The sequence below is a fragment of the Paenibacillus xylanexedens genome (assembly GCF_007676705.1).
GTDB lineage: Bacteria > Bacillota > Bacilli > Paenibacillales > Paenibacillaceae > Paenibacillus > Paenibacillus xylanexedens_C.
Genome location: NZ_VEBF01000001.1, coordinates 532029 through 556359 on the forward strand (window position 1 = coordinate 532029; position 24331 = coordinate 556359).

22 protein-coding genes are annotated in these 24331 nt (G+C 48.0%); 2 read left to right on the plus strand and 20 right to left on the minus strand.

Going from position 1 to position 24331, the window contains the following annotated elements:
* Positions 1-45: 45 nt before the first annotated feature.
* Complete coding sequence (locus FS628_RS02110) at positions 46-390, minus strand: hypothetical protein (RefSeq protein ID WP_145318311.1); 345 nt, start codon at positions 388-390, stop codon at positions 46-48.
* 124 nt (positions 391-514) lie between these two features.
* On the opposite strand from FS628_RS02110, the gene FS628_RS02115 reads away from it, so the two are divergent.
* On the plus strand, positions 515-937 hold the full coding sequence (locus FS628_RS02115) for a hypothetical protein (protein ID WP_145318314.1): 423 nt from the start codon (positions 515-517) through the stop codon (positions 935-937).
* A gap of 200 nt (positions 938-1137) precedes the next feature.
* On the opposite strand, the gene FS628_RS02120 is transcribed toward FS628_RS02115, so the two are convergent.
* The 13 genes from FS628_RS02120 to FS628_RS02180 form a co-directional block, all read right to left on the minus strand.
* Positions 1138-4311, minus strand: a complete 3174-nt coding sequence (locus tag FS628_RS02120; protein WP_145318317.1) for a bifunctional cytochrome P450/NADPH--P450 reductase — start codon at positions 4309-4311, stop codon at positions 1138-1140.
* A 300-nt stretch (positions 4312-4611) separates the two neighbouring features.
* Positions 4612-5166, minus strand: a complete 555-nt coding sequence (locus tag FS628_RS02125; RefSeq protein WP_145318319.1) for a glutathione peroxidase — start codon at positions 5164-5166, stop codon at positions 4612-4614.
* Between the two features lie 214 nt (positions 5167-5380).
* Complete coding sequence (locus tag FS628_RS02130; protein ID WP_145318322.1) at positions 5381-6106, minus strand: LutC/YkgG family protein; 726 nt, start codon at positions 6104-6106, stop codon at positions 5381-5383.
* Positions 6096-7613, minus strand: coding sequence for a LutB/LldF family L-lactate oxidation iron-sulfur protein (locus FS628_RS02135; RefSeq protein WP_145318324.1), 1518 nt, complete (start codon positions 7611-7613; stop codon positions 6096-6098). The genes FS628_RS02130 and FS628_RS02135 overlap by 11 nt, the downstream gene beginning before the upstream one ends.
* A complete protein-coding gene (locus FS628_RS02140; RefSeq protein ID WP_145318327.1) occupies positions 7610-8338 on the minus strand; it encodes a (Fe-S)-binding protein in 729 nt (242 codons plus the stop codon). Before FS628_RS02140 ends, FS628_RS02135 begins: the two co-directional genes overlap by 4 nt.
* An 88-nt stretch (positions 8339-8426) precedes the next feature.
* Positions 8427-9188, minus strand: a complete 762-nt coding sequence (locus FS628_RS02145; RefSeq protein ID WP_145318330.1) for a DeoR/GlpR family DNA-binding transcription regulator — start codon at positions 9186-9188, stop codon at positions 8427-8429.
* A 1-nt stretch (position 9189) separates the two neighbouring features.
* Positions 9190-10683 carry a rhamnulokinase gene (locus FS628_RS02150; protein ID WP_145318334.1) on the minus strand — a complete coding sequence of 498 codons (1494 nt, stop codon included), beginning with the start codon at positions 10681-10683 and terminating at the stop codon, positions 9190-9192.
* Positions 10684-10918: 235 nt separating this feature from the next.
* Positions 10919-11434: a DUF2500 domain-containing protein gene (locus tag FS628_RS02155; RefSeq protein ID WP_260870906.1), complete on the minus strand. Its 516-nt coding sequence runs from the start codon at positions 11432-11434 to the stop codon at positions 10919-10921.
* A gap of 110 nt (positions 11435-11544) precedes the next feature.
* A complete protein-coding gene (pepF, locus tag FS628_RS02160; protein WP_145318337.1) occupies positions 11545-13347 on the minus strand; it encodes an oligoendopeptidase F in 1803 nt (600 codons plus the stop codon).
* A 367-nt stretch (positions 13348-13714) separates the two neighbouring features.
* The gene (locus FS628_RS02165) at positions 13715-14074 is read right to left on the minus strand and encodes a winged helix-turn-helix transcriptional regulator (RefSeq protein WP_036608849.1); all 360 of its coding nucleotides are present in this window, start codon (positions 14072-14074) and stop codon (positions 13715-13717) included.
* A gap of 267 nt (positions 14075-14341) precedes the next feature.
* A complete protein-coding gene (gene hxlB, locus FS628_RS02170) occupies positions 14342-14905 on the minus strand; it encodes a 6-phospho-3-hexuloisomerase (protein WP_145318341.1) in 564 nt (187 codons plus the stop codon).
* Between the two features lie 4 nt (positions 14906-14909).
* Complete coding sequence (hxlA, locus tag FS628_RS02175; RefSeq protein WP_145318344.1) at positions 14910-15542, minus strand: 3-hexulose-6-phosphate synthase; 633 nt, start codon at positions 15540-15542, stop codon at positions 14910-14912.
* A gap of 368 nt (positions 15543-15910) precedes the next feature.
* Positions 15911-16993 carry a lactonase family protein gene (locus FS628_RS02180; RefSeq protein ID WP_145318347.1) on the minus strand — a complete coding sequence of 361 codons (1083 nt, stop codon included), beginning with the start codon at positions 16991-16993 and terminating at the stop codon, positions 15911-15913.
* Between the two features lie 215 nt (positions 16994-17208).
* On the opposite strand from FS628_RS02180, the gene FS628_RS02185 reads away from it, so the two are divergent.
* A complete protein-coding gene (locus tag FS628_RS02185; RefSeq protein ID WP_145318349.1) occupies positions 17209-18138 on the plus strand; it encodes an AEC family transporter in 930 nt (309 codons plus the stop codon).
* Here FS628_RS02185 and FS628_RS02190 read toward each other — a convergent pair.
* The 6 genes from FS628_RS02190 to FS628_RS02215 form a co-directional block, all read right to left on the minus strand.
* The gene (locus FS628_RS02190; protein ID WP_145318353.1) at positions 18116-18706 is read right to left on the minus strand and encodes a DUF2062 domain-containing protein; all 591 of its coding nucleotides are present in this window, start codon (positions 18704-18706) and stop codon (positions 18116-18118) included. The two genes, FS628_RS02185 and FS628_RS02190, sit on opposite strands and share 23 nt — an antisense overlap.
* A 58-nt stretch (positions 18707-18764) precedes the next feature.
* Positions 18765-19223, minus strand: a complete 459-nt coding sequence (locus FS628_RS02195) for an OsmC family protein (RefSeq protein WP_145318356.1) — start codon at positions 19221-19223, stop codon at positions 18765-18767.
* Positions 19224-19242: 19 nt separating this feature from the next.
* The gene (locus tag FS628_RS02200; RefSeq protein WP_145318359.1) at positions 19243-20010 is read right to left on the minus strand and encodes a DeoR/GlpR family DNA-binding transcription regulator; all 768 of its coding nucleotides are present in this window, start codon (positions 20008-20010) and stop codon (positions 19243-19245) included.
* A gap of 138 nt (positions 20011-20148) precedes the next feature.
* A complete protein-coding gene (locus tag FS628_RS02205; RefSeq protein ID WP_145318362.1) occupies positions 20149-21279 on the minus strand; it encodes an NADH-dependent flavin oxidoreductase in 1131 nt (376 codons plus the stop codon).
* A gap of 187 nt (positions 21280-21466) precedes the next feature.
* Positions 21467-22144, minus strand: coding sequence for an SOS response-associated peptidase (locus tag FS628_RS02210; protein WP_145318366.1), 678 nt, complete (start codon positions 22142-22144; stop codon positions 21467-21469).
* A gap of 220 nt (positions 22145-22364) precedes the next feature.
* Complete coding sequence (locus FS628_RS02215) at positions 22365-24275, minus strand: AraC family transcriptional regulator (protein WP_186327693.1); 1911 nt, start codon at positions 24273-24275, stop codon at positions 22365-22367.
* Positions 24276-24331 lie beyond the last annotated feature (56 nt).

Sequence of the window (24331 nt, forward strand, 5' to 3'; positions counted from 1 at the left end):
TGGAGAAGAACCCTCTCTCTGGTTACAGAGGAAATGTCTTTCCTTTTATACCTTCCGTTTCCACGCAGGATGACGATAAAATTCAATGGTATCAATATAATTTACTGTGAACTGCTGCTCCACATCCGACAGGTTCAACAGCTTGCGGTCGATTTGCTTCATCCCCATGACCACATCGTGCCTTAGCAGATCCATCGCTATTTTGCCTACAAACCCACCTTCCATCTCCTTGTGCTTGGCACGAAACTCTTCATTGTAGATCAGGTCAGGTGTGAATGCCGCTTCGACGAATGCATTAACGAGCGTAAGCTCATTGCCCTCGATCTGCACCGCCATATAATAATTGCCACGCTCATCCTGAATGAGGTCTTTATACATTTCTACGATCATTTGGATCACTCCCCTATTATCAAATAAAACCCTGTTAGCCGTAACGAACATGGGCTATCAAACGTACACCTTCCGACCCCGTTCCTTCATATACTAGGTACAAATGGCGAACGGAGGAATACTTATGAGCTGGCAGCATCTCCATACTGGAAAAACACTTCAGCAGCGTCTGGCAGAACTCCAGGGGCATCTTGCAGAACTGAATACTCCACTCTCCGGGTTGGAACCGGGACGCATTCGTCGTGTCTATTCAAGGCAGTTTATCAAAGTAAACCGTCAATTATTCATCCCTCTCAGTCTGAATTCCATTCGGGTGTTCGATATTCCTCGAACACGGCGAGGCACCCGAGTGGGAATCCGCACGACGTTCCCTTCCTGGAATGCATTTAACAATATCAGACTTGTGGGCGTGGGACTGGATTATCTTGAACTTCAGGGAAAAGGCAGAGTCCCTTCCCGTATTCTATTTCCTCTCTCCAGCGTCGAGTCGATCTATCGGCCAACCGTCCGAAGAAAGAGCCTGAAACGTCCGTGTACCCGGAAGTAAAGCTGATTCATAATAACAAGCGTTGCACGGGTTCCCCAATGTCTGCCTACGGGTGCTCCCCTCCAATTTATAATTATAACTCATACTCCCACTCATCTGCTGAAGAATCAGTTTATGTCAAAAAGCGGTGAGAACAGAACTGCTTCTGTGTCTCACCGCTTAGTCAGTTAGGGATCACTATGATCCTTCACTTGTTTACATTAGATGCCTGTCCATACATCCTTGGCATAACGACCTTGCTGCTGAAGCTGACCCAGCCAATCCTCTGCTTCCTTCGCAGACTTGCCATGAATATCAGTGTATGCATGCTGGAGTGTGGCTTCCACATCGGGTGCCATCTTGCTGCCATCACCGCAGATATACAGATGCGCACCCTCTTCAAGCAAAGGAATCAGATGACGTGCATCGTCTCTCATCAGATGCTGTACATAACATTTCTCCTCCCCGTCTACACGGGAGAAGGCCGTATGAAGCTTCACAAGCCCTTCTTGCTGGGCTGCTTCCAGTTCATTTTTGTACAGATAATCATGTTCAGGATTCCGGCACCCAAAGTACAGATGCGCTTCACCAAGCTCTTGACCCTGCTGCTTCAATACATGTCTCGCCTGCAAGAAACCTCGGAATGGGGCCACACCTGTACCCGGACCTACCATGATAACGGGAACCTGTGCATCCTCCGGCAATTGGAACCCGGACTCTGGTGTCCGGGTGAACATGACAATCTCATCGCCCGACTTCAGATTGGCCAGATAGTTCGACGCAATACCTTTGTATTCTCCCTGCCCACTCCATGCCGGGGCACGCACAACACTGACCGTAATACTCGCTTGATCAGGCTGAACACGTGGTGAACTGGAGATCGAATAATATCTGGCTTTCAGTGAAGGCAACAATTCGAGGAACCGCTCGAATGGTAATTCACATGCCTCATATTTCACCAGATAATCCAGCATGGATATCCGTTTATTCCGCACTTCATCCATATACACGGATTCATCAAGCAGTGCTTCAAGCTCCTTTTTATGCGGTGGACATACTGTGTATGCTGCCATCTCTCTAAGCTGTGCACGAGTTGCTGCTTCTTGAAGCTCAACGCTATGACTAAGCAGGTCATACAGGTTAACTGGTTGATGCAATGGTAGATGTGCGGCACTCCGACCGGATGCATCCAGAACCAGATGCTCCGTTCCGGTAAACCCGTATCGACGAAGTACACGCTCTACAAGTTCCGGTGGATTCTGTGGCAGAATACCCAGATGATCACCTTCCTTGTAGGTTATGCCTTCAGGCAGTTTGATCTCCAGGTGACGTGTACTGCGTTCACTGCCTGTGTCGTGAAGCTCTCTGTTCTCCAGTACTTCCGCTACATGTGCATCATACGTATCTGCAAGCGGGGTCACGGCGAGTCCGCTGACGAATTGTACAGATAATGAGCTGCGTTCGCTATTGGAGCTTGTGTTCAGTTTCAGCCCCATCGTTCGTGCGAGATCCGGCCATAGTTGCTCCGTCCAATCCCCCACCTGTTTCTCGAAATCTCCGCTGGCATCTGACTCACCCAGCGGCGATAACCGCTCTGCTCCTCTGGAAGATAACTGTTCATCTATTAAACGCGGAATACGCTGATAGGTGCTGGCCCAGTTGTGGTCACCGCATCCGAGAACAGCGAAACGCACACCTTTGAATTCATTGGCGTCCGCATGTTCAATCCACTCGACGAACATCTTGGCATTACTTGGCGGCTGACCATTATAAGATGCGCTGACAATAATAACGGCACCATCCTTCGGCAGTTTGCCCACGCGATCATCCAGCGCAGCAACCTCACTGCGGAACCCCTGATATCTGGCGGTATCGGCAATTTCACGCGCAATGCCTTCCGCTGTACCCAGATTGGAACCGTACAGAACTAGCATCGGTGTGTGGTGGGCATTCGCTGCATCTGGCTCTGTTCTTTTGGCAACTGGAGTCGGTTCTTCGACCGCTACTCCCGGAACCGCCATGACCGGTTGACCCCCACGAGCACGTACGCGAATCGTAAAGTTATCCGGTTTGAGCGTCAGGGTTTCTTTGACCTTTAACTGATAATCCGCATGATCTATGAAGTCAAAATGCTTGAGCACCATGCCCAGCACCAGCGTTGCTTCCTGAAGTGCAAATTGCTGACCAATACATGCCCGTTGACCGTTACCGAAAGGCTTGTAGGCATCATGCGGCACTTTGCTCGGGTCTTCGAAGCGTTCCGGTCGGAATGCTTCCACATCATCTCCCCACGCTGTACGGTCCCGATGAAGCTTGGGAATAAGTACACTGACGCTGTCACCTTTTTGCAAAGGATATTGACCCGAAAGTACCGTATCTTCCTTGGCATACAGAGAAAAGGCCGGAGCTGTAGGCCATAACCGTAGTGCTTCGTTTAAAACCATGCGAACGTACTTCAGATTGCGGACCTGATTGTACGTTGGAACCGGATCTTTCAGAACCTGATCCACTTCAGCTTGGGCTTTAGCCAGTGTATCGGGATTCTTCATCAGATAATAGATGGCGAAGGATAACAGACCACTTGTGGTCTCATGTCCTGCAATCAGGAATGTAATAATCTGATAGCGGATGTTCTCATCATCCAGTGTTTCTCCTGTCTCCGGGTCCTTGCCGCTGAGCATGTGGGACAACAGATCGTCTGCCCCTTCCTGCGGTTTCTCTTTGCGCTCGGCAATGATGTGATCCACCAACGAGAACATCGAACGGATATCTTGTTCAAACTGTTTCTTTTTGGTGATCATCAGCTTGTCTTGCAGACGGAGTCGCTGCAATGAACTCATGGATTCATCCAACGCACGAACCATACTCGTAATGAATGGATGTGGTTCTTCCCGGTAGAAGCTGTTAAACCGGTAGTTGAACCCACACAGGCCAATCGTGTCGAGCGTAAGACGTGTCATATCATCCGGAACGTTAACTGTCTCATCCGGGTTCAATCGTGACCATTTCTGCACCAGCTGTACAGCCAGGTCAATCATTTTGTTGTGGTATCCCTGCATGGCACGTTGACTGAAACTTGGCAGCAGTACATTATGCGCTTTTTTCCAATTCGGCTCATCGGTCCAACTCGTAAATAGTCCATCTCCTGCAAATGCACGAACCTTCGCAAGGGGTGCCCACACACGTTTGTCGAATTTGGATTCATCCGTTACCTCGGCAACCAGTTCGTGACCCGAAATATACAATTCACTTCGCCCAGGGTACTCCATTCGAAAGATCGGTCCATATTCCTCAGCCAGTTTCACCAAGGATTGCACCGGCTCTTCAAAGTTCAATTGCGGCAAATTGCCCAGTGGGCCAAATGTTTTCGGTTGAGGCACTGAAATTGGTGGCATGACGCTCACTCCTTCTTTCCAAGTTAAGAGTTCTACAACTAAAAAATAATGACTTGATTTACAGACTCGATTACACATACTCTTCAGATCAACAGATTCAAGTTATTTTTTGCACATTTTCACATTTCATCCAGATAACCATAAAATCCACAAAAGAACTAACTGACCGAAATGGTATATTGGTCATTTTAGATTAAAAAAAATGGATGACCTCGTTATCTTCTTTTACCCTAACATTTCCAGTTCCAATCTTCAACAGTCCCAAAGTCATAGGACTTCAGGACAGTAATTGCAGCATACTTAGGAATTCTTCAACAGATTGTGAATAGCTGACTCCATCTCTAATGGAGCAACTGTCGTTTCATAACGGCCATGGACGTCCCCACTGCGGTCGATCAGGAATTTGGTGAAATTCCATTTGATCCCGTCTCCTTGGTACAATTCTGGATGCTTCTCCTTCACAAAGGTGTCCATCCACTGTCCTTCCTTCGTGTTCAGATCATAACCTTCAAACGGCGCTTCTTCAATCAGATAACGGAACAACGGATGCATCGACTGCCCAACGACCTCAACCTTCTCCAGGATCGGAAAGGATATCTGAAAATGTTTCCTGCAATACTCGACTATTTCATTGCTACTGCCTGGTTCTTTGTCGTTAAACTGGTTGCAAGGAAAGGCCAGAATCTCCAGCCCCTGCTCACCATATTTCTCATACATCTGCTGAAGTTCATTGAATTGGCGGGAGTAGCTACACTGACTTGCTGTATTCACAATAAGCAGGACTTTCCCTTTTAAAGCTGAAAAATCACCCTTGTGTCCATCCATGAATGGAACCTGATATGAAAATCTACTCATCGTAAAGCCTCCTTTTTTTTCATTCGTAATCACATATGAATTCTCTGATGAGATGGATTATACACCGTTATCATTGATAGGTGAAATATATAATAAATATTAATTTAATAACTTTAACCTATAATAGACAAACAAAAAAACTGCCCTTAGCAGCCAAAAGCGGCTTCTCGGACAGTTCTCAGAATCAGGTTTTGTAATCACACATAACACACATCTAACCCATAATCAGACCATATACAATGCCTGGTCCGTGTACACCAATGGTTAAATCATTTTCAATATCAGAAGAGCGGCTTGGCCCTGAAATAAAGTGGATGCCTGCCGGAAGATTCTCTCTACCCGCTTCGTCAAATCGATCCAGCGTCTCACCCAGTCTGGTGTACAGTCGGTCCAATGGAATAATGATGATGAGTACCGTAGGCAGTAGACTAACTGACCGTCCCTTTTCTGGTGAAGAAAGTACAGTGACGGATCCAGTGTATGCTGTAGCGTAATCCGCCATGACCACACCGATATCAGCCTCGGCTGCACGCGCCTTCCAGTTCTCATCTGCTTGACTATTCCAGACTGAGATCTGTACATCCGGAAGCTGCTCTTCCAAACCGAGATCCTTTAGCGCCTGTTCATTTTGGCGAATGATATATTTGGCACTCAACTCATGAGATTTGTTGGCAATAAATCGGGACACTTCTTCCATGTTCTGAACCCGGGCAATGTGGGCGCCTACACTCACAAAGTTATCGGTAAATGCTTGAAAACGTTTCTCTTCATCCCATTCCAGTTCAGTCCAAAAGTCGGGTGCTCCCCGAAAGGGTTGGGTCGGCGCATGTCGTTGCCTTGGTCTTCTCAATTTCGAAGCAATATCATTCATGAACTGCTCCTGTTTCTCAATGGATTTCCTCTCCAATTCCGCAAGCCATTGCTGATGTTCAGTGACCATGCTTATCCCCCGTTTCCTCTCGTTCACGAATAATCTGCTCCATGCGGTTGCGGACGGAAGAATCCATGGCTTGATGCTCTTGGTTCAATTCCTGATCCAGCTTGTTCCATTGCTGCCGGAAGGATTTCTTGGCGAGACTTGGGGCAACCCGATAATTGTTCCAGCCTTTAAGTGGACCCAGCTTGAGTGAAATGCCATTGTTGCGTACAACTGCCTTCTGCCCGATCTGTCCCAGACGTATGGCTGCACTGAAGCGTTTGGAGTTGGAAACAACGGCGGCGAAACCCTTCATGCCCATACTTTCCATTTTGTTTCCATGGCCGTCTTCCACTTTACGCCTGCGTAAATAAACAAGCATATCATGCAGTGGAATTTTAACAGGACATGCTTCATAACAGGCTCCACACAGACTCGAAGCACCCGCAATGTCATTCCATTCATCAATGTTGCCATTGAGTGCAGGCGTCAGTACCGCACCAATGGGACCACTGTATGTCCCGCCGTAGGCATGACCTCCAATATGACGATATACCGGGCAAGCATTCAGACAGGCACCGCAGCGGATACAATTCAGCAATTCTTGGAATTCGGGATCACCGAGCTGTAAGGATCGACCGTTGTCCACGATAATAATGTGCATTTCATCCGGCCCATCTCCATCCGCTGTGCGGCGAGGACCTGTGATGCCTGACATATACATCGTTAATTTCTGACCAGTTGCGGAGCGCGGCAATAAGGTTGCCATAACCTCCAGATCCGTCCACGACGGAATAATCCGCTCCATACCCATGAGTGTAATCTGCGTTTTCGGAACAGTGGATACCATACGGGCATTACCTTCATTTTCGAACAAGACCATAGAACCAGTCTCTGCAATCGCAAAATTACAACCCGTCATGCCAATATCCGCTTCCAGGAATTTCTCGCGCAGCTTTTTACGTACAAATCCAGCGAGTACTGTTGTATCCGGTTCCAGAATCTCGCCTGCTTCCTTCGATAACAGTTCTGCGATCTGGTATCGGTTCTTATGAATCGCTGGAATGACAATATGAGAAGGAGCTTCACCTGCCAGCTGAATGATATACTCACCCAGATCGGTCTCAATGGCTTCAATGCCTGCCGACTCCAGCACATGATTCAGATGTACTTCCTCCGATACCATTGATTTGGATTTCACCACCGTAGAAGCTTGTTTGTGCGCCGCAATATCCAGTGCAATCGCCGCTGCTTCCACCGAGGTATCTGCAAAATGAATATGAACCCCATTCGCACGGGCGTTATTTACAAACTCATTCAGATAATAATCAAGATACGCAATGGTATGCAGACGAATCTGACGTCCACGCTCCCGCCATTCATCCCAGTTTCCATGTTCTTCTGAGGCAGACTTCTTCCCGTTACGCAATCGTTCTGTCGTGAATTTGACCGCTTTACGCAGAAAATCATCATTCAAGGCCAGTCCGGCACGTTCTTTGACCGTCGTATCCATTACTCCCGGTTGGCTCATCCTGTTCGCACCCCCTCATACAGTAGTTCCGCCAGATGCATCACACGCACAGGTTCATTCCGATAACGCAGATTACCTGCGATATTCATCAGACAGGCCATGTCCAGCCCAACCAGTACTTCGGCTTGTGTCTCTTTGACATGATCAACCTTCTCCGTAACCATCGCTCCTGAAATATCGGACATTTTGATGGCAAACGTACCCCCGAACCCGCAGCAATCTTCAGCGAATGGAAGTGGAACCAATTCCAGTCCCTTTACCTGAGAGAGCAGCGCCATCGGCTCATCCTTCACACCAAGCAGACGGCTGCCATGGCAGGATGGATGATAGGTTACTTTGTGTGGAAAATGTGCGCCCAGATCGGTAATCCCGAGTACCTGAACGAGGAATTGAGTGAATTCATAGGCTTTGGCTTCCAGTCGTTTTGCCTTCTCCAACCATACCGGTTCATCTGCGAACAGTTCGGGATAATGATGAATCATATACGTACACGATCCCGAAGGACAGACCACAAAATCACTGTCGTCGAACGCTTCCAGAATCGTCTTGGCTGCTACCCGAGTCTCATCCCAGTACCCGCTATTGTAGGAAGGCTGACCGCAGCAGGTCTGAACCCGCGGGAAATCCAGCCGAACGCCATGAGCGGCGAGCAATCTGACCATGGCCTCCCCAACTCGGGGATAGATGGCATCGCTGAGGCAGGTAATGAATAAGGAGACCTTCATAATTACACGCTCCTATTAACTGTTTAGTAGATGAATTGAATAAAGAATATTTGATTTAGTTCAATTTATATAGATAAAATATAAAAGATTAAACCGTGATGATCCCTATGTCGTATCCGCTCAAACGGTCTGCCTGTTCAGCCTCCAATGGCTGATCGGTAACGATTGTATGGACCGCATTTAACTCGGATACCCTGGCAAAGGCACGAACACCAAATTTACTGGCATCTGCAAGTAAGATGACCTGATCGGCTATGCCAACCATCTTCTGCTTCAGCCTTGCTTGGAGTTCATTGGATTCACTGATTCCGCCGCCTTCGAGATGTACACCTTTACAAGACAAGAACAATTTATCCACATGATACGTCTCCAGCGAACGCTCCGCGAGCGGCCCGACAAAAGACAACGAGCGAGATGCCAGTTGGCCCCCTGTTGAGATGACCTCAATCTTGTCACGGCTGCTGAGTTCCGTAGCTACTTGAATGGAATTGGTTAATACCGTCAGCGGAAAATCCGGCATGTTCGCTGCCATATAGCCTGCTGTTGTGCTCGCATCCAACAGAATGCGATCACCCGGATTAATCATCGCCAGAGCCGCTTGTGCAATCCTTTTCTTCTCTTCCGCATGGGTTGTCTCCCTGATCCGGTAAGGGATCTCCGGCTGATCTTCCTTCACACTCACTGCACCACCGTGAGAACGACGCAGTCGTCCTGCCTGTTCCAGCCGATCCAGATCCCGCCTGATGGTTTCCTCCGTCACCCGGCAGCGTTCACTAAGCTCGGATACACGCATACTACCTTTTACATTCACCATCTCCACAATCCGGTCATACCGCTCGGCTGCCAGCATGTTACACCTCACTCCCCGCTTGCGAATTAGCTGAAGCCGTCACACGCAGCAATCTGCCGTAAGCTTCTTCCCAGATTGACCTGTCCTGCGGCTCATAAGCAGTTACCGGAAATGAATCTCGAATGGCCTTACGTGCCTCCCAGATATCTTTAAAGGCTCCGCTCGCCATCCATTGCACAGCCATATTTCCGATGGCACTTCCCTCTGCCGGACCTGCCCATACCGGCTTGCCAATGGAATTTGCAGTCCACTGACATAACAGGCGGTTCTGGATGCCTCCACCGACCATATGCAATCCGTTGAACGTCTGACCCGACAATTGCTCCGTCCATTCCAGAACTCTTCTATACTTCAATGCCAAACTCTCCAGAATTGCCCGGGCAATAGCCCCCTGATCTTCTGGTACCACTTGCCCTGTAGCACGACAATACTGCCGTATACGCGTCGTCATATCTCCGGCTGCCATAAACAGTTCATCATCCGGATCAAACACACTGGCAAATGGAGGTGCCTGTTCCACCTTTGCCAACAACGCATCGTAGCTAATTCCCTGGCCCTGACGGTCCCACTCCCGCATGCTTTCCTGCAAAATCCACAGGCCCATAATGTTCTTCAGCAGACGGAATGTTCCGCCCGCCCCGCCTTCATTCGTGAAATTCAAGGCCAGGCTCTCGGCACTAATCGCAGGATGATCTATCTCCGTACCCATCAGGGACCAGGTTCCACAGCTCAGATAAGCAAAAGAACGTTCCGTTGCAGGAACAGCCACAACGGCTGAACCCGTATCATGCTCCGCAACAGCGATCACGGGAATCGGGGACAATCCCAGATCGTTACAGATACTGCTTCGCAATTGTCCAACACGGGTACCTGGCAGCACGGCTTCACCAAACAGTTTCTCCGAAATACGAATATGCGCCAGCAATTCACTATCCCACTGCCCCGCTGATGGATTGTATAATTGGGTTGTGGTTGCATTGGTGAACTCATTCGCCGCTTCCCCTGTCAGGAAATAACGTAGCAAATCCGGAATCATGAGAAAACGCTCTGCTTCATGAAGTAACGGGGAACCACTGCGTTGAAGCGTCGCCAATTGATACAGGGTATTAAAGCTAAGAAACTGAATCCCTGTACGTTCGAAGATTCGCTGAGAGCTCAGCTCTTGGCGTACCTGATCCATCATGCCGTTAAACTGTGTATCACGGTAATGATACGGGTTACCCAGCAACTCACCATTACTGCCAAGCAGACCAAAATCAACGCCCCAGGAATCGATCCCCAGGCTCTCCGGCTGTTCCCCCTGCTGTTTCACAAGGGTAAGCCCTTGCAACAATTCATGATGCAATCGCAGAATATCCCAGTGCATCCGCTCGCCAACCTTCACTGGTTCATTTTTGAACCGGTGAATTTCGCTCGTTTCGATCCCTCGATCATTCAGATGTCCCAGTAGCGCTCTCCCGCTCCCAGCGCCCAAATCATAAGCCAGCACACTCACCGCGCTTCACCAACCTTTCGAACCAATCCTATTTTCCAAACGGTAGCTCTTGATTCAGTCCGCAACCCTGCACTTTATTCTGTATTTATTGTTTGTTTGTTTTTGTTTAATACTGTTTAACTTTATTTTACGAGTATATCACCATTGTAAGCGTTTGAATACCCTCCGATTTTTCTTTCTTTTCTGCATACCAAAAACGACTCTCTCCCACTTGGGAGGAGCCGCAGTTCTTTTTTTACGTATAAAACTGGCCTTTGCTTACCCCCGACTGGGGCTGTACATCTCTCTCAAAATGCTTGAAGCGTGTCCCCTGATACGTCAGCATCCCTCGATCATTTTCCACCAGCATGCCATAATGGTTTCCGCCAACAATTAGTTCAATGCGCTCCCCATTGTCGAATTCAAATGTAGCATAATATCGGGTAGTCGCACTGCTATCGCCGCTTCCGCCTGAGACTTCCGTTCGTTTGGCCACCACCGTTGAGTGCAGGGTTAACAAGGCCGCCGCGTTATTTGATGACCACGTGCGTACCCCTGAAATAATAACAAAAACAATAACTCCCGCAATGATGAGAAATATGCCGCCAATGAAAATCGAAGCAAATGCATTCATTGTAGCAAACTCATTGAATCTCGAAAAAAAACCACCCTGATTGCCTTCAAAACCTGGTACTCCATTCATGTCGTCAAACACACCAAAGCCGTCTACGCTTAATCGGCCCATCGATGAGGACACGCTCGTTAACGCCATTCATCATCGTTCCTTTCCCCTTGCAAAAATAAGATGCACCGCCCCCACGCAAGGAAGGCGGTGCATGCAGACAACCCGTTCTGCCTTGTCCGTATACTATATGAACCAGATCAGGAATACAGACGTTCAAGTTCGTCGACCAGACTGCCGACATAAGCAACCGCAGAGCGAATCGGCTCAGGTCCGGACATATCCACACCCGCAAGCTTCATTAACTCCTGTGGTGTGAGACTTCCACCAGCTTTGAGTGCATCAAGCCAGCGATCTACCGCAGGCTGTCCTTCTTTCCGAATCTGCTGTGCTGCCGCGGTGGAAGCCGTCAAGCCTGCCGCATAGGTATATGGATATAGTCCCATATAATAATGAGGTTGTCTCATCCACGTGAGCTTGGCGCCTTCATCAATAACCAGATCAGGTCCCCAGAATTCGGAGAGGATGTCTCCTTTGAGCTGACTTAGCGTCTTCGCCGTAATTGGCTCATCATTGGTTGCGCGTGCATACACCCTGCGCTGCAATTCACCTTCCAGCAGATGTGTAACGAAGTTATGGTAATACGTATTCAACAGTTGTAAAATGACCCAACGACGCATTCTCGGATTATCGGAACGCTTCAATAGATGATCGGCCAGCAGCATTTCATTCATCGTCGATGGTGCCTCAATGAAATAGAGAGATGGGCGTGTATTCGTGAGTCGTTGGTAACGACCCGCGAGCATGAAATGGCCTGCATGTCCCACTTCATGGGCAAGCGTAAAGGCTCCGCGCATGTTGTTCGCCCATGAAATCAGGATATAGGAGTGCGAACCATATATGGAAGAACAAAATGCCCCTGTGGATTTGCCTGCGTTATCTGCGTAATCCACCCAGCGATCACGAAATGCGCGCTCTACGATCTCGCCATACTCCGGACCGAGCACATCCAGTGCCTCGCGAATGAGCGTACATGCCTCATCATATGTAATGGCAGGGCTAAATTCAGGATCAAGCGGCGCCTTCAGATCACAGAACATCAGCTTGTCCAAGCCCAGTTCACGTTTCTTGAGAGCGGCCAGTCTGCGCATATGAGGTGCAAGTTCCTGCTGGATAATATCCAGAATGTTATTGTACATCTCTTTGCTCACTTGCTGTGGGCTGAGGAGCATATCTGTGACATCGTCGTAACCACGCAGTCTGGATAAGACAACCTGTTTTTTCACTTCGGTTGCATAACCTTCTGCGAACGTATTTTTGTACTCATTCAATGTGGAGCTGAACGCAGCATAAGCAGAGCGGCGCAGCTTTGTATCGGATGACATCTCATAATTGTTTTCGTAGAATGACCAGGACAGTGGACGAGTATTATCCTCTCCATCAAGCGCATCGTCAAACGTCATGTCTGCCAGTTTACCGCGCAGATAGATACGGTATGGTGAATCCAACACCTCTCCGAGTGAGGCGAGTACCTTCTCGGTCTCCGGTGTGAGCCGATGTGCTTTTTCTCGAATCAAACGCTCCAAACTGCGCGCATATGGTTCCAGATCCGGAAGCTCTTGAATATAACGCTCTACAGTTCCATCCGGAAGTTCGACGATCTCTGAATTTATAAAAGACAAGGACGACGACAGATTTGATAGGATATCTCCTGCTTTGGCAGAGTTCTCTATATTCACCGGGTTGGTGCTGTCCTCTGACTGCTTCAGGCGGGCATAAGAAGCCGTCTTGCCGATACGCTCCTGCAAAGCTTCACGAGCATCCAGACAAGCCAGCAATTGTCCAGCGCCTTCGCCCAGACGTCCTTTGAACGTTTCAATCTCGGCAGCAGCCTCAGGAAGTGATCGAAGCTCCTGCTCCCACTCCACATCGGTTGCAAACAAGTCTCTCAGATCCCAAGTTGCTTCCTGATTTACCTCAGCGCGTGTACGTATTTTTTCCATCTTTAGTTGTCATCCTCCTTGCATTTCCAATATCTCTCATCGTATCATATTCCGCTCATCTATACATGACATCTGCCAAAATAAGACTTTTGATTCAGGAGAGTATAGATTGGACTAAAGATTATTCACACTTGCCACTCCGATGACAGAACAACCTTCCGATCGCTGTTATCCCCAGATTTTTTGATTCCCTTTTTCAAAGGTGAAAATCCGGTGATAAAGGCGAACGCTCCGCTTCTTCAAGCTATTTCTGTCCTCTACGTTTCGTATAAACTTTTGCTCATGTGACCATGGTTTGAAAGTAACTAAAAAAACGCCGGTGATGGAAAAACCCCATACACCGAGCGATTAATTGAATATAACTTATTTAGCTTTCTTTCCAGATTACATTTTCACCATAGTTTTTACCCCAGTTATACATCGCATGCAGGACGGGCATCAGGCTCTGGCCGTGATCCGTTAACGTATATTCCACCCGAGGAGGTACTTCTGCATACACCTTGCGCTCAATCAGTTTGTCTTCCTCCAGCTCACGTAGCTGGTTGGTCAGCATCTTCTGGGTAATATGAGGGATTAGGCGTTTCAGCTCACTGAATCGTTTGGTGCCTTCCAGACCCAAATGCCACAAAATAATCAGTTTCCACTTTCCCCCGATCACCGCAAGAGTCAATTCCTTCTCACAGTTGATTTCTTTCAGATTAATCCGTTCCTTCACTTCGGATGCCATGGCTCCGAGCCCCCTCATCTTCAATCTTATATCGGTATCATACGCATGTTACGGGGACACTCCATAAGAAGTTAACTATCCGCTCCATACATGATGTAATAAGTACATTCATTCGATACAGCTTTCTATTAATTCTACTACAGCCTGCACGGGATGCAAAGTTTAACTAACAACCTCGAATAAAACCTATAAGCTTGAAAGGCTGTGCATCGCAGAAAAAGACCGAAACCCTTCACAAGCAAAGGATTTCGGTCTTGCATCTATTCACTATTCCAGGTTTGCGTGGCGGCCAAACATATCCGCCCCGGTCATACCCTTCATTTCCATCATGGTAAGGATGAGAGCATCCATGCCGATTAACAGTCCTTGTTCGAACAACGAGCCCATCGGCTGAATGGTTACTGCTGCTCCGGAAGTTGCTGTATCCTCTTTGGCTGAAGCCGGGAGACGCACTACCGTAGTCGCCAATTTGCCAATCGTGGACTCTGGCTTAATTGTAATGAGACCTACAGGCGCACCTGCTTGACTAGCCTTCTGAGCCATGGCCGCCAGACTGCCTGTCTCTCCTGAGCCAGAGCACAGTAAGAGGAAGTCCTTCGAGCTGATCCCAGGTGTTACGGTCTCGCCCACCACATATACACGAAGCCCCATCTGCATCAGTCTCATGGCAAATGCCTTTCCCATAAGTCCTGACCGGCCTGCTCCTGCTACAAAAATCTGTTCTGCAGCCAGAATATGTTCAGCCATTGCTTGCATCTCTGCATCATCGATCTGGCTTAACGTGCGTTCCAGCTCCTTCAAGATGTCAGCTGCGTATTGTGTTTTGGTCATTCGCTTACCCTTGTTTAACGAGACGTTGCATTTCAGCTGCAACTGCCGCTTTGTCTGCTTGTCCTGTGATACCGCCGCCTACAATAACCAGATCCGGTTGTGCTTTGATCACTTCTGGCAATGTTTCCAGCTTGATTCCACCAGCGACAGCCGTTTTAGCGTGTTTCACAGCTGCTTTGATCGTTTGCAGATCTTCGAATGGGCTTTGTCCTTCAGCTTGCAGGTCATAACCTGTGTGTACACAGATGTAATCTACGCCAAGCGAATCAATTTCACGAGCACGCTGTTCAAGGTTAGGCACGTTGATCATGTCCACAAGAACTTGTTTGTTTTGTTTCTTCGCTTCTGCTACTGCACCTTTGATCGTACTGTCATTGGTTGCCCCAAGCACAGTGATCAGATCGGCACCAGCTTCAGCAGCTTTCATGATTTCATAACCGCCAGCGTCCATAATTTTGAGGTCTGCAAGAACTTGCAGATTAGGGAATGCTTCTTTCATCGCTTTAACCGCGTGCAAACCTTCATTAATAACGATCGGTGTACCAATCTCAACGATATCAATATATTGTTCAACCTCTTTAACCAGTGCGATACCTTCAGGGATATTTACCAAGTCGAGCGCCAATTGCAATTTCATCATTTATTTCTCCTTTGTTGTTCAAGTATGATTCGTTCCTGTAAAAATAATAATCAGATATTTAGCCTGCACCAATTGGTCTGTTCAGATGCATGCAGTGTTTGTTTTGGCTACTCATTCATTGTAGACCCTGACTATCCATTCAGGAAGTACGCACTTTGAAGTGGGGTAGTTACTTGGGCGAAACTAATGAAACCAATTGGTTGTTATATGAATTTATTTTAGGCGAAACCCTTCATTTGAATCGAATTTGCATACTAAAAATTCCTAGTCATCTCATTGGATATTCAAATAAATAGACCCCGCCATATAGGCAGGGTCCTTTTTAATTTTCAATCCAGCCAGAGCTGGTTTTAGCATTTATAATCTTACAAATATACAGGTTTCACGCATACCGGCTTGGATACACCTGTGCTATGACCTGTGTATTTCAGACGTCCGCTTTCCTGATCCACCGTGAATGTCACGAGGTTGTTGGTATCGCGGTTGGCTGCGATCAGCAGTTTGCCATTAGGTGTCAGAGCAAAATGACGCGGGTGCTCCCCTTCAGCAGATACATGCTCAACCAGTGTCAGATGACCCATGTCTGCGTCTACTGCAAATACAACGATGCTATCATGTCCACGGTTAGAACCATATACATAACGTCCATCATTGGAAACTGTGATCTCGGCTGTTGTATTCTCTTTGCCATCATAACCATCAGGCAATGTCGATACCGTAGACAATTCAGTCAACGTGCCCGCTGCTGCATCATATTGGAACGAAGTAATGGAAGAATCCACTTCATTGATGACATAAGCGAATTGACCATTCGGGTGGAACGCCAAGTGACGCGGGCCAGCTCCCGGATGCGTTTTGGTTTCACTGTGCAGCACAAGTTCATTTTTGTCTGCATCAATGGAATAGATCGCGATGTTATCCGCGCCCAGATCCTGTACCATCATGTATTTGCCATCTGGACTGAAGAATGCGGAGTGCACATGTGGCTTGTCCTGACGTTCAGGATGCGCACCTTGGCCTTCATGTTTCTTCTCGTCCAGAAGCGCTCCAACTTCACCGTTATCCGTCAAGGCTTGCAATCCTACCAGACCACCGTGGTAGCTGGACAGGATCAAGTATTTGCCGGAAGGATCACGCTGGATATGACATGGTGGAGCTGAAATGGAGTTATTCCGGTTCAGCAACGTTAATTTTCCTGTAGAAGGATCAATGCTCAGAGCTACCGCTTCAGACATTTTGTTGCCTTCAGCTGACGCTGTTTCACCAATCGCATACAGTTTGTTACCCTCAGCATCCACGTTGACAAACGTTGGGTTTTTGACACCCGCAATGCCGTCAAGCTTGGACAAGCTGCCTGTATCCTCATTCAATTCATATGCATAAATGCCCTCATTTTCCGCTTCGGCATATGAGCCGGCCAGTACGAGCAAGCGTTTTGATTCACTCATTACAGTTTCCTCCTCTATGTGTATGTAATCTTGTTGCACCTCTTCTATAATAAATCTGCCATATCAAAATAGCAATCCGCTGTCGCTGCACATCCGTGAAATCATCCGTTAAACAACGGGGCTGACTACACACAATCATACTGAAATCCATTCATATGAAGTGCATCTTCTGCTATGATAAGATAGGTTTTTCATCCAGAAGGGACTGAATTGCATTGCTTCACTCATTTTTACTCACGTTATACCATGTATTCCTGCCGATATCACTTCCCGTGATCGGAGGTATTCTGTTAAAACGCTTCAAGAATTGGGATACCCGGTCGCTCTCGACCTTTTCCCTTTATATTTTGAGCCCTGCGCTCATCTTCAATACATTGCTGCACGCAGAGATTACCTGGACGGACGTCACCAGCACGTTCTGGTTCTCTATCATTAATCTGATTGCCCTGTGGGCACTTGCCGAGTTGTTAAGCCGGATTTTTCGTCTGGGTGCAAGCGAAAAAGCGGGCCTCACCCTCGTCTCCACGTTTACGAACTGCGTGAATTACGGGCTCCCGCTTGTACTGCTAGCCTTTGGTCAGCTTGGACTGGACAAGGCTTCCGTCTATGTCATTGGACAGATGATCATTGTCAATACAGTAGGTATCTTTTTTGCAGCGCGATCTGAATTCACGGTAAAAGATGCCATCCTGTCCGTTTTCCGCATGCCATCCATCTATGCTGCCGGTATCGCCATTGCGCTGCGCGCATCCAATCTGAGCCTGCCTGACGCGCTGGATGGAGGCATCTCCATGCTGGCTACGGGCTACTCCCCTGTCGTTCTCGCCATTCTGGGAGCACAGATGCTCAGACCAAAAGGTGCTACAGCGCCTTGGCTACCCAATGTACGCCGAGCCTTCTGGACCGGGCTTGTGGTCCGTCTCGCAGCTGCGCCGATCCTCTCTTGGCTGATTCTGACCGCGCTTCAGGTCGAGGGTACGTTGTTCAGTGTGCTGCTGATCCTCGCATCGATGCCGACCGCAGTGAACGCTGTTATTTTGGCTGAACAGTTCAATGCTTCTCCACAGTTCGTATCCCGCTGCATTCTGTGGACAACCGCTGCATCCATGTTGATGCTGCCGATTATGATTGTGATGGCTTCCTGATTAACACCGGAGGCGATATCGAAGCCATATCTGCTTGTCGATGCTTCTCCAGCCGGCGTTCATAACGCTGGTTGAGAGCTCTGACGTAAAAGAATTTTACGATAAAGTACGAAATTACACCCAGAATGATACCGAACACGGACATGCCTGCCAGGATATCCAGTCCACCAAGCAACAATTCGCTCACTGCCGACCAGTTCCCGCGAAACAGCTCCATGAATGCACTCTCGTGTACCAATCCCTGTCCCATGCTGTGAGCAGGCAGAATCCAGGAACCAATTTGCTTGGCGAGTGGCATCAGAATGATAGGCAAAAACGTAAGTTTCCCGATCACGTTACCAACAATCGCTGCAGGCATCGAACCCCCAGAGAGTCGCACAATCGGGTAGAATATGAGATATATCAGGGATGCGGTCGAGATCACGATTAGTTCCAGTCCGAACCCTATGGCAAATCCGGTAGATACTTTATGGGCACCTCCGGGAGCACGTAACAATTTGAGAAAATTCAGCTTCATAGCACGTGTTAAACGTACCCATCGGTTGATCTTGCGCTTCTGTGTGTTCATGCCGAATTTCTCCTTATTTTACACGAATGACGACTTGCGTCGCCTATTCTTAAGTATATCACACTGCGTTGGCTCCTGTAGTTACAACGACTGGCTGTGTTTCGATCGCAACATTGCCTGCCACCGCTCGGGAGATCATACAGGATGATTCAGCCTTGTGCGCTAAGCGCTCGGCTTTGACCAGATCCGCATCAGAAGCATCTGTGCTAAGCACAATCCGGGGTCTATGTACGATCCGTTCGTACGTAAACACGTTATTCGTAACATCTACCGTTGCTTCCGACTCCAGCGTCAGCTCATCTGGCGTAATATCTGAACGCTCCAGCATTGCTGCCAGCGTGATCAAGTAACAGGTAGAGGCTGCACCCAGCAGCATCTCATCGGGGTTGGTTCCCGTACCAGGTCCGCCCATCTCCTGCGGAATCGATATGACCGTTTTTAATCCACCTGCATCAATGGTTCCCTCACTGTTACGTCCACCATTCCATACCGCTTTCAGATGAAAAGGATGTTTCATGACATTCATTCCTTTCTATTTACACACGTATACACGTAATATTCTGCTCAGTTAGTGCACTTACTTGCTCTTCGTCTACGCCTTGATCCGTAATCACTTTCCCCACACTGCTCATCTCAGCAACTCTCGTAAAAGCCTGTATGTTAAACTTGCTGGAATCTGCAAGTAAAATGACCTCATCCGCAATATGGATCATCTTCTGCTTCACCAAAGCCTGTAATTCATTGGACTCACTAATGCCTTTGGTCAGATGCACCCCTTTGCAAGACAGAAATACTTTATCGACATGGTAAGCATCCAGCGAACGTTCCGCCAGCGGCCCTACAAAAGACAGGGATTTCGAAGCCAGTTGCCCACCTGTGGCAATCACGCGAATCTGCTCCTTGTTGCTCAGCTCTGCGGCCACCTTAATCGAGTTGGTTAAAACCGTCAGTGGAATGTTTGGCAATCCTGCAGCCATATACCACGCCGTTGTACTTGCATCCAGGGCGATCCGGTCCCCAGATTCCACCATTTTCACCGCTTCGCCTGCAATCCTGCGCTTCTCTTCTGCATGGGCTACAGCTCGTTCCGGATACGGAATCTCCGACTGTGAATCCTCTTTGTATTTTACGCTTACTGCCCCGCCATGAGAGCGCCTGAGCCTGCCTGCCTGTTCGAGCTTGTCCAGATCACGACGAATCGTCTCTTCCGTCACTCCGCAGCGCTCACTAAGTTCGGTCACACGCATGCTGCCTTGCGTATCCACCCATTCCACTATTTTTTCATACCGTTCAGCAACGAGCATATTTCTTCACTCCAAACCGTTGATTATCCAGTTGATCCTGTTCATCCCATCATACCACAGTGCGATCACCAGGAGAATTTGGACCACGTGCAAAAAGAGGGAGCTCTCGCCCCCTCCATTCCAGTCCTGAAGTGTATCTTATTTATCTTCTGCCATAGGGAACCAGCCCGGTGTATGGATGATTGCATTCCACAGCCCGTCAGGGATAACCAGACGCTCCTGATCCGATTTGGTCAGAATCGTCTCGATATCTTCTTCCCGTCCGCTCTCGATTTTCTCAACCCAATCCGGTTCGATAATCAGCTCACGTCCAATGGCAAGCAGTGGTACTCCCGTTTGGAGCGCCTCAGCGGCCTGATCAGCCGTATGAATCGAACCTACACCGATAACAGGCAATTTACCGTTCACACGATCGAGGATGAATTCCATTCTTGAACGTGTATCTGCTTCGCCGCGTCTTGGTTTGGACCAGAATTCGTTCAGGGACACGTGCAGGTAATCCAGGTTTTTATCTTTCAGTGCATCCACCAGTGCATACGTATCTTCCATCGTGAGTCCCGGTGTTTCCGGTTCTTCCGGGGAGAAGCGATAACCAATGATGAATGGCAATTTCGTATGTTCGGCAACAACTTTCTGAATCTCATCCACTACAGCAAGTGGGAATGCCAGACGTTTCTCTACACTTCCGCCCCAACGATCTTCACGTCGGTTGGAATGCGGGGAGAAGAATTGCTGGATCAGATAACCGTTAGCTCCGTGAATTTCAACACCATCAAATCCAGCTTCGATTGCACGACGTGTCGCTTCACCAAAGTCTTTGATAATGGAAGTAATCTCGGCATCAGTCAACTCTCTTGGTTCAGGAGATCCCGGACGCTCACTCGCAACCGCACTAGGAGCCACCACTTGACCCGCGGGTACGGCTTGTTCAGGCGTCAGACGGCCTGCATGGAAAATTTGCAATATGGCTACAGAGCCCTGCTGTTTAATCGTATCAGCCAATCGTTTCAGACCGGGAATGAAGCTGTCATTATATACGCCGAACTGAGCAGGGAAACCAATGCCATTTTCTGTTACATGCCCTACAGCCGTAATCGACATGCCAGCACCACCGGTGCGACGTGCATAATAAGCAAGTTCAGCGTCGGATATGGTACCGTCAGCATTCGAGGACATATGAGTCATGGGAGCGAGCACGATACGGTTTTTCAATGTAATGCCAGTCGGTAGTGAAACTTGTTCAAACATCTGGTTAAACTTTGGGTTCATTCGTGGTTCCCTCCTGGTTATGAATATCTCTTTTAATAGATATATGAATATATGCGTTCACTTACTGTAATGATTATAGTTACGTTTCACTGCAATTGCAACTCTTCATTTTCAGAAAGGAAAAAAAGAGCAGAGTGTCATCAGACTCTCAGCCCTCTTCATCTTCTTCGTTCGATCCAAAGGGGACTCAGAAACTCCGAACGTAGGCCAGCTTCTGGTCCATCTCTTCTACGCATTCGTAACAGTCGTGTTCATCGTTGGCGACCATTGGCGTGACCGGATACAGATTCATCTCTGTACTGTTGTACGATTTCAATAACGGTAGCAACTGAGTCACCCGTGTATTAGCCGGGTCAAGCCAAGTGTTGATCTCTTCTTCGGAGAGGATCGCTGGCATTTTACTGCCAAATTCGCGTGTAATCATGTTCGCGCCAGTCATAAGCATTGTGCAGGTCCGAAGCGGCTCTTTCCGTGTATCTCTCCACACCTCGTATAATCCAGCAATGCCGAACAGACCGCGATCCGGCATGACAACGCGGACCGCATAACTTTTCTTGCCCTCTTGCCGCCAGTAATACAATCCGTTGCAGGGAATGACGCAGCGCTTGGTTTCTACCAGTTTGTAGTAGGAAGGATTCTCATGCACCGTCATGAGATTCGCGTTAACGGCATCGCGACCCCAGAATGGAATGAACCCCCAACGGAATTCATCCAATACACGCTCACCATCCTGATGCAAAATAATCGGCGTATGCTGGGTTGGGCTGATATTGTATCGGTTTTTGTAATAATACATCACTCGCTGAATCTTGAAATGATCTCTGACTTCGTCCAAATCGGCTGCCAATGAAAAACGATTGCACATGCTCAAGCACGACCTTTCCCTGTGTAAGTTGGATGTATTGTTTGTAACTTTAGGGAAATTATGCATGCACATCGAACAAAAAATGACTTATTTTGACACGATTAGGGTCAGATTAAGATATGTCGAACCAGCAGCTAATCCCCTTCTAGCTGTTCAGTCCTATAGAAACAGGAAAACCGTGCTGCTCAGCAAACTGGGCGGCACGGTTTTTTGAAGTTCCTTACTTAGACGGTGTATTAAGTCCAATAATCCATTCAGCCAGATCCTGTGTCTGTTTCAACAAGGCGATAGGGTCACGGAACCAGGATTGTTCTTCCGTCCATATGTACACTTTTCCATTTTTGATAGCAGGCAATGAACCCCAGATCGGATCTGCCTGCAGGTCCTTCAGCTGAGAGTTACTGGTCAGAACAATGTAATCTCCGGCGTATTTGGCGAGCAGTTCTATGGAGAATTCATGATAGGCGCCTTGCATCAACTCGGATGGAATGTTCTTTGGTGCTTGCAAACCAAGCAATTCGTAGATATTACGTCCTCCCCGGCCCGACTGATTGCCAAAAATGAAGACTTGTCGATCATATTCCTGCATCACCGAGAATGTAGCGTCAGCTGGAACAACACTCTGCACCTCCTGCTTGATTTTGGCAATCTCCTCATCAAAATCAGCCAGCCACTTCTCTGCTTCCGCTTCTTTGCCAAGAACTTTACCGAAATAGTTTACTTCGTCCTTCAGTGTCGGGAAAGTGATGGATGCGATCGAAACAGTTGGAGCAATCTTACTGTATTTCTCATAAGCGGCCTTGTCCGGATTCAATGTAATAATGAGATCAGGTTCCAGCTCCATCAATTGTTCAACGGAATCACCTATTGTTTCAAGACCATCCAAGTGACCTTCCAGATAAGGGCTGTTCATCAGAAATTGTCCTCCACCAATCGGTTTGACACCAAGAGCAAGCACCGTGCCCAGATAATCAATGGCAGCAACTCGCTCCGGATGTGCAGGAATCTCTACCTCACCAAAGGTCGTATTTACCATTTGGGTTTCCACTACTGCCGGTTGTTCAGGTTCAGCCGCAACTTCGGATGTTTCTGCCCCCTGCTGGGCTGTTCCACAAGCACTCAATGTGAGTACAAGCGCAAGCGACATGATCGCTGATTTAAAATGATTAAACATGTTGATTTCCTCATCTCCCGTATATTGATAATGATTATCATCATCAATTAAAGGATAACGTTCCTCTCCTGCTGTTACAATGGAGTCATTTGTTGCATTTAATGTACTTTTTGAAACTTTTTTTGAGTTTTCCTGCTGTTTCAACCGATATTGTCCAGGTGTGATGCCAGTCTCTTTTTTGAAAATTCGATTAAAATAGAATGGGTCCATGTAGCCCACATATGCAGCAATTTCCTGTAATGAAGCTTCCGTGGACGCAAGCAAATTCCTTGCCTCACCCATTCGTAATCGAATCACATATTCTGTCGGTGTGCATCCCGTCTGTTCCTTGAATTTGCGTGATAAATACTGCGGGCTATAATTCAAGGACTGGGCAAGTGAATCAAGTGAGATCGATTCCCGGAAATGAGCTTTGATATATCGCAATACCTGATCGGTAAGCGAAGGCTGCTGAACTTCGTTAAGCATGCGACTCCGCTGTAACAATACAAGCTGTACCAATTGAAAGAAGTGCACTTTGACCTGAATTTTCCCCAATTGCTCCTGTCCTGACCAGCATTCATGTATATTCCGCACAAGCTCACGCAGTTCAAGGGCATGATCCGGCGCTGTTGCCCAAGACTCTTCAAACGGATTTCGCTGGTTTAGCATCATTCGGTACTCCACAAGCACGTTGGATGGCAGCGTTGATTTGTACAAGATCAGATGTACCTCCATCCCCCCGGTCGCTTCAAATGTCAGACGTCTTCCTTTTCCCCCGTGCAGCAGCAAGAACTGGCCAGTAGACCATACCTCTTCATCCAGCCACACCTGCCCCCTGCCTTGAACATACACAAATGCACTGGTCGGTAACACATAATTGCGCATGAACTCATGTGTTGCCAGTGATATAAGACGGACATCAAGCACACGAACCTGAACCTGGTCCCATAGCTTGATATCATTCTGAATCCACATATAGACTCCCTTTCCTAAGGGTCCAAACATGCACAATGCATAGCATTGTGACTTAA

Excerpts from the sequence above, each read along its gene's own strand:
- FS628_RS02165 (WP_036608849.1), bottom strand. The coding sequence starts at position 14,074 with ATGGCATCCGAAGTGAAGGAACGGATTAATCTGAAAGAAATCAACTGT.
- FS628_RS02195 (WP_145318356.1), bottom strand. The coding sequence starts at position 19,223 with ATGAAACATCCTTTTCATCTGAAAGCGGTATGGAATGGTGGACGTAAC.
- FS628_RS02180 (WP_145318347.1), bottom strand. The coding sequence starts at position 16,993 with ATGAGTGAATCAAAACGCTTGCTCGTACTGGCCGGCTCATATGCCGAA.
- FS628_RS02125 (WP_145318319.1), bottom strand. The coding sequence starts at position 5,166 with ATGAGTAGATTTTCATATCAGGTTCCATTCATGGATGGACACAAGGGT.
- FS628_RS02115 (WP_145318314.1), top strand. The coding sequence starts at position 515 with ATGAGCTGGCAGCATCTCCATACTGGAAAAACACTTCAGCAGCGTCTG.
- FS628_RS02190 (WP_145318353.1), bottom strand. The coding sequence starts at position 18,706 with ATGAACACACAGAAGCGCAAGATCAACCGATGGGTACGTTTAACACGT.
- FS628_RS02135 (WP_145318324.1), bottom strand. The coding sequence starts at position 7,613 with ATGAGCCAACCGGGAGTAATGGATACGACGGTCAAAGAACGTGCCGGA.
- FS628_RS02120 (WP_145318317.1), bottom strand. The coding sequence starts at position 4,311 with ATGCCACCAATTTCAGTGCCTCAACCGAAAACATTTGGCCCACTGGGC.
- FS628_RS02210 (WP_145318366.1), bottom strand. The coding sequence starts at position 22,144 with ATGTGCAATCGTTTTTCATTGGCAGCCGATTTGGACGAAGTCAGAGAT.
- FS628_RS02145 (WP_145318330.1), bottom strand. The coding sequence starts at position 9,188 with ATGCTGGCAGCCGAGCGGTATGACCGGATTGTGGAGATGGTGAATGTA.
- hxlA (WP_145318344.1), bottom strand. The coding sequence starts at position 15,542 with ATGAAATTGCAATTGGCGCTCGACTTGGTAAATATCCCTGAAGGTATC.
- pepF (WP_145318337.1), bottom strand. The coding sequence starts at position 13,347 with ATGGAAAAAATACGTACACGCGCTGAGGTAAATCAGGAAGCAACTTGG.
- FS628_RS02200 (WP_145318359.1), bottom strand. The coding sequence starts at position 20,010 with ATGCTCGTTGCTGAACGGTATGAAAAAATAGTGGAATGGGTGGATACG.
- FS628_RS02110 (WP_145318311.1), bottom strand. The coding sequence starts at position 390 with ATGATCGTAGAAATGTATAAAGACCTCATTCAGGATGAGCGTGGCAAT.
- FS628_RS02215 (WP_186327693.1), bottom strand. The coding sequence starts at position 24,275 with ATGTGGATTCAGAATGATATCAAGCTATGGGACCAGGTTCAGGTTCGT.
- hxlB (WP_145318341.1), bottom strand. The coding sequence starts at position 14,905 with ATGACCAAAACACAATACGCAGCTGACATCTTGAAGGAGCTGGAACGC.
- FS628_RS02130 (WP_145318322.1), bottom strand. The coding sequence starts at position 6,106 with ATGGTCACTGAACATCAGCAATGGCTTGCGGAATTGGAGAGGAAATCC.
- FS628_RS02155 (WP_260870906.1), bottom strand. The coding sequence starts at position 11,434 with ATGGCGTTAACGAGCGTGTCCTCATCGATGGGCCGATTAAGCGTAGAC.
- FS628_RS02140 (WP_145318327.1), bottom strand. The coding sequence starts at position 8,338 with ATGAAGGTCTCCTTATTCATTACCTGCCTCAGCGATGCCATCTATCCC.
- FS628_RS02205 (WP_145318362.1), bottom strand. The coding sequence starts at position 21,279 with ATGAACCCAAAGTTTAACCAGATGTTTGAACAAGTTTCACTACCGACT.